Consider the following 4,676-nt stretch of genomic DNA (forward strand, 5'->3'; position numbering starts at 1 on the left):
CGTTCACCATCGCCAAGGTGCTGACCGCCGAGAAACACCCGCAGGCAGACAAGCTGCAGGTGCTGACTGTCGACGCCGGAACCGGCGAGGCCATCCAGTTCGTCTGCGGGGCACCCAACGCGCGGGCGAACTCGCGGTGGGTCCAGCCGCCGGGCTTGCCGTCGTCGGGCTCGATGAGGACGGTTGAGGGGGCTTGCGGATCGGCCAGCGCGAGCAGCAGGGGGGCGAGGTCATCGACGTGGAGCAGCGACACGCGGCCCCTCGGCGGCATCAGCATCAGCCCGAGCTTCGCCATCCGGAACAGCTCGAGCGTCTCCTTGTCGCCGGGGCCGTAGACCGCAGGCGGACGGACGATCGACCAGTCGAGACCGGAACGGTGGACCAGCTCCTCCGACCGCGCCTTCGACGCGCCGTAGAGCGACAGCTTCGGCTCGCGCGCTGCGAGCGAGGAGACGTGGACGAAGCGCCGGACTCCGCCTGCCGTGGCCGCGGCGAGCATCGCCAGCGTGCCCTCGACATTGCCTTTGTCGAACGTCGCGGCGTCGCGCGCGCCGATCACGCCGGCGACGTGGATCACGGCATCGGCTCCGTCGACCAGCCGCTCTAGCGCGCCGCGGTCGTGGAGATCGCCGAGAATCCAGGCCACCCGCTCGCGCGCAGGCTGTTCGCGCCGGGTCAGCGCCGCGACCTGATGACCGTCAGCGAGCGCGGCGTCGAGCAGGTGCGAGCCGACGAACCCCGTCGCGCCCGTCAACGCCAATTTCACTTTGGCAGCCTCATAGAGGCGACCAGTTCCTTTCGTCGGCACGTTCGTCGTCGACCTCCTCGGCGGCGGCGCCAAGGCGCTCGATCACCGCGTCGAGCAAAGGCTCGAGCCCTTCCTCGATCGGCGCGGAGATGGGGAAAACTCTGGCGCCCGATTGCTTTTCAAGCGCCTTCGCCACCTTCGCGCGCTGCATGTCGTCGAGGAGGTCGGCCTTGGTGAGCGCGATCAGCTCGGGCTTGCCGGCGAGGCCGGCGCCATAGCCTTCGAGCTCGCCGCGGACCACGCGCCAGTCCTCGACCGGGTCCTCGGCCGAGCCGTCGACGAGGTGGAGGAGCAGGCGCGTGCGCTCGACATGGCCAAGGAAGCGGTCGCCGACCCCGGCGCCCTCGGCCGCGCCCTCGATCAGCCCGGGGATGTCGGCGAGGACGAACTCGCGGCCCTTGTGCCGTACGACACCCAGCTGCGGGCGGAGCGTTGTGAACGGGTAATCGCCGACCTTGGCCGAAGCGTTGGTGACCGAGTTGAGGAAGGTCGACTTGCCCGCATTGGGCAGGCCGAGGAGGCCGACGTCGGCGAGCAATTTGAGGCGCAGCCAGACCCAAACCTCCTCGCCGTCCTCGCCGGTCTGGTGCTGGCGCGGGGCGCGGTTGGTGGAGGTCTTGTAGCTGGCGTTGCCGCGGCCGCCCAGGCCGCCTTTGAGGAAGGTGATGCGCTGGCCTTCGAGCGTGAGGTCGGCGAGCAGGGTGCGGTCCTCGTCGTCGGCGAGGACCTGGGTGCCGACGGGCACCTTGACGACGAGATCGTCGCCGCCTGCGCCGGTCCTGTTGGACCCGGCGCCGCCCTTGCCGCGGGGAGCGCGGAAATGCTGGGTGTAGCGGAAGTCGATCAGCGTATTGAGGCCGGCCACCGCCTCGAAGACGATGTCGCCGCCCTTGCCGCCGTCGCCACCGTCGGGCCCGCCGAACTCGATGAACTTCTCGCGCCGGAACGACACCGCGCCGGGGCCGCCGGCGCCCGAACGGATGAATATCTTGGCCTGGTCGAGGAAATGCATAAGGGCCGGTTACGCGAAGCGGCGGTGGAGGGAAAGTTAAGCGGTTGTCTGCGGATGGTGCGGGACGAGGACGAGCGTCCGCCCCTCAACGCGCCACGATTCGAGCTTCGAGAGGAAGTTCATGCCGAGGACGTCGAGGCTGCCGAGGCCGGGCGCGGTGACGATGCGCAGGTTGCGCGCGACGATATTGCCGATCCTGAGTTCGTCGATCGAGCCGGTCTGCGCGCGGGTGACGCCGTTGGCGGTGCGCAGCATGACCGGCGTCAGGCCGGTGCCGGTGTCGACTCCGGCTGCTCGCGCGGTTTCGGCGGAGATTGCAGTCACCGTCGCGCCGCTGTCGATCAGCATCCGCCGCTCGACGCCGTTGATCGAGGCCTTGACCCAGAAATGGCCGTCGGGCGCCATCGTCACCCGAAGCTCCTTGCCCGCGACCTTCTGGTCGTCGAGCCCGAGCTTGCTGGTGAGCCGCGACAGCTCCGGCTGGTAGGGCGCCTGCTGGAGGACGATGAAGATCAGCAAAGCGAACAAGGCGAGCGAGATCGCGAAACGGACGATCCGGCCGACGACCGGGATCCGCTGAAGCAGCATGATGATGAGCGCGATGCCCACGGCGTAGAGCGCCAGCTGCTGCCATTGCGGGAAAGTCGAGGGCATCGCAGCGCCAATGTGGCCCGCCGCGTGGGCGCGGCCAAGGGGGCAATCGGGGGCGGCAATTGTGCCACTGCCGCGGCCGACGAACGATGCAGAGGCGAAACCTTGGGCACCGCAATGGCTTGGCGGCGTTTGTAAGCGAAACTACCGAACGAGCCCTCCATGGCCGAACGCATTGTCGCCGTGGGCCTCCTCACGCGTCGCGATCTCGATCTGCTCGGGCCGACGTTCGACCGCATCTGGCCGGTCGAGGAAGCGCCGCATTTCACGCAGCTGCTGCGGGCGATCGACGACGCCGATTCCAAGCTTCAGCAACAGCCCCGCCGGGCGCCGAACTGATCAGAAGCGTTCGAGCAGGCGGTCGACGGTGTCCTCGGCGGTAGACTGCTTACCGCTCTCGCCGTTGGAGCTGCGCTCGAGCGCGGCGCGGATCAATTCGATCTGCTGATCGGTCAAATGTTCGATTCCGATGAACTTCTCGCGCGCCTTTTCGACCGCGCGCAGGAGCTCGTCGAGCTTGGCCTGCATCGCCGCGCCGTCGCGGTTCTGACTGTTCTGGATGAGGAAAACCATGAGGAAGGTGACGATCGTGGTGCCGGTGTTGATGATCAGCTGCCAGGTGTCGGAATAGTTGAACAGCGGACCGGTCACGGCCCAGACGAGGATGACGCCGAGCGCGACGATGAACGTCAGCGGCTGGCCCGCCGCGGTCGCGATGATCGTCGCGATATGGTTGAAGATCTTGCGCACGCGCCCGTAACGCACGTGCAACGGCAAGGTGCCGCCTAGAAGAAGCTGACCAGCATCGCGGCCGACGCGACCGCCATCACCGCGGTCGCGGCCCAGCCGAAGCTCATCAGCAGCCAGCGCTCGGTAAAGCGGCCCATGACCGCCGGGCGATGGGCGACGATCATCATCGCCACCATGATCGGTACCGCGCAGACGCCGTTGAGCGCGGCGCTCCAGAACAGCGCCCGCATCGGATCGACTCCGGACCAGTCGAACAGCACGCCGATCGCGACCGCGGCGACGATGATCGCATAGAAGGCCCTGGCCTGCTTCGGCTTGCGTTCGAGGCCCGATTTCCATCCCCGCGCCTCGCTGACCGCGAAAGCCGCCGAGCCGGCGAGGACCGGGAGCGCGAGCAGGCCGGTGCCGATGATGCCGAGCGCAAAGAGCGCGAACGCGAACTGGCCGGCGATCGGGCGAAGCGCCTCGGCGGCCTGCTCGGCGCTGGCGACCTCGGTGACTCCTTGGACGTGGAGGGTCGCCGCGCTGGTGATGATGATCGCCATCGCGATCAGCTCCGAAAAGCCCATCCCGACTATCGTGTCGACGCGCATGCGGCGGAACTGGCGCGGGGCCGAACGCGGCGCGCGCGACAGCGGCCGGCGGTGCTCGGCGGCGAGGTCCTCCGCCTCCTGCGAGCTTTGCCAGAAGAAGAGATACGGGCTGATCGTCGTCCCGAAGAGCGCGACGATGGTGAGCAGCCCGTCCTTTCCGAAATGCCTCGGCCAGACGAGGCCGAGCAGGGCCTGGTTCCAGTCGATCCTGACCAGCAGGATCACGCCGACATAGGCGAATAGGCTGAACGTCAGCCATTTCAGCACGTTCGCGTAGCGCGCGTAGGAGACGAACAGCAGCAGGCCGACGGTAAGGAGCGCGAAGGCGATGACGAAGAGGTGCCTGCCGCCGCCCACCACCAAAGCGGCGGCAGCGCCCATCGCGGTGAGGTCGGCGCCGAGATTGATGACGTTGGCGACGAGCAGGATGCCGACGAGAAGGGTGACGGCAAACCTGGGGAAGCAGCGGGTCATGGCGTGAGCCAGCCCGCTGCCGGTAACCCGCCCGATGTGCGCGCAGACGAGCTGCACCGCGACCATCAACGGGTAGCTCAGAAGCTGCGTCCACAGCAGCCCGTAGCCGAATTGCGCGCCCGCCTGGGAGTAAGTCGCGATCCCGCTCGGATCGTCGTCGGCGGCGCCGGTGACGACGCCGGGGCCGAGAACCGAGCCGATGTCTTCGACGGCACGGACGGCGCGCCCCGACAAAGTGTGCGGGCGGCGGGGCCGGTTCACCGGAGGCAGCGGTCAACCACGCGCGCGGTCGGCATCGAGCCGGTCGCGGAGCCTTTCGGCGGCGAGCTCGCGGGCGGTATCGCGCGGCAGGCCCAGCGTCCCGCCGACTGGCGCGCCGAGCAGCGAA

At 68.4% G+C, this 4,676-nt stretch carries 6 protein-coding genes and 1 pseudogene; 2 read left to right on the forward strand and 5 right to left on the reverse strand.

What is annotated here, in order from left to right; genetic code table 11:
• The first annotated feature begins 59 nt into the window (after window positions 1–59).
• Entirely contained in the window at window positions 60–335 is a 276-nt protein-coding gene (locus tag GH737_RS16105; protein WP_420853455.1) for a hypothetical protein, read from the forward strand.
• On the opposite strand, the pseudogene GH737_RS13070 reads toward GH737_RS16105, so the two are convergent.
• From GH737_RS13070 to GH737_RS13080, 3 genes and pseudogenes are all read right to left on the reverse strand, one after another.
• Window positions 260–808: pseudogene (locus GH737_RS13070) on the reverse strand (NAD-dependent epimerase/dehydratase family protein); the annotation flags it as partial. The gene GH737_RS16105 and the pseudogene GH737_RS13070 sit on opposite strands and share 76 nt — an antisense overlap.
• The gene (gene obgE / locus GH737_RS13075; RefSeq protein ID WP_155265240.1) at window positions 777–1,820 is read right to left on the reverse strand and encodes a GTPase ObgE; all 1,044 of its coding nucleotides are present in this window, start codon (window positions 1,818–1,820) and stop codon (window positions 777–779) included. The gene obgE and the pseudogene GH737_RS13070, both read right to left, overlap by 32 nt.
• A gap of 36 nt (window positions 1,821–1,856) precedes the next feature.
• The gene (locus GH737_RS13080; protein ID WP_155265241.1) at window positions 1,857–2,474 is read right to left on the reverse strand and encodes a retropepsin-like aspartic protease family protein; all 618 of its coding nucleotides are present in this window, start codon (window positions 2,472–2,474) and stop codon (window positions 1,857–1,859) included.
• 159 nt (window positions 2,475–2,633) lie between these two features.
• On the opposite strand from GH737_RS13080, the gene GH737_RS15440 reads away from it, so the two are divergent.
• Complete coding sequence (locus GH737_RS15440) at window positions 2,634–2,810, forward strand: hypothetical protein (RefSeq protein WP_196233173.1); 177 nt, start codon at window positions 2,634–2,636, stop codon at window positions 2,808–2,810.
• On the opposite strand, the gene GH737_RS13085 is transcribed toward GH737_RS15440, so the two are convergent.
• Window positions 2,811–3,236 (reverse strand): low affinity iron permease family protein, encoded by a 426-nt coding sequence (locus GH737_RS13085; protein WP_420853454.1) that lies wholly within the window; start codon window positions 3,234–3,236, stop codon window positions 2,811–2,813.
• 20 nt (window positions 3,237–3,256) lie between these two features.
• Window positions 3,257–4,549, reverse strand: a complete 1,293-nt coding sequence (locus GH737_RS13090; RefSeq protein WP_230558806.1) for an NRAMP family divalent metal transporter — start codon at window positions 4,547–4,549, stop codon at window positions 3,257–3,259.
• Window positions 4,550–4,676: the final 127 nt, after the last annotated feature.

The organism is Sphingomonas segetis, assembly GCF_009720245.1.
Taxonomy (GTDB): domain Bacteria; phylum Pseudomonadota; class Alphaproteobacteria; order Sphingomonadales; family Sphingomonadaceae; genus Sphingomicrobium; species Sphingomicrobium segetis.